The 247-nt window shown below is 63.2% G+C and carries 1 protein-coding gene; it reads right to left on the bottom strand.

All coding sequences use genetic code 11. The annotated features are described in order from the left end of the window. Window positions 1-247: hypothetical protein (locus SB765_RS32545; protein WP_410932880.1), on the bottom strand; the 247-nt coding region annotated here is incomplete at both ends.

Below are 247 nucleotides of genomic sequence, written 5' to 3'. Positions count from 1 at the left end.
AGGCTGAAGTCCCAGAACTCATCGCCCTGGTACAGGTCCGGCACCCCCGGCACGGTAAGGCGAAGCAAGGTTTGCGCCAGACCATTCAAGGCGCCGGCCGGTGCGATGGTCTCGGCGGCTTGCGCCAGCGCAGTGCGTAATGGCTGGCCTTCAGGGCTGAGCAACAGGCGCGACAGGAACGTTTCAACCCCTTTCTCATAGGCTTCGTTCGGTGCGCTCCAACTGCTCTGCAACTTGGCCTCGCGCA

Source organism: Pseudomonas sp. SIMBA_067 (assembly GCF_046534675.1).
Taxonomy (GTDB): Bacteria; Pseudomonadota; Gammaproteobacteria; order Pseudomonadales; family Pseudomonadaceae; genus Aquipseudomonas; species Aquipseudomonas putida.
Note: the sequence above shows the minus strand (reverse complement) of the source record. Positions and strands in the feature narration are given on the sequence as shown.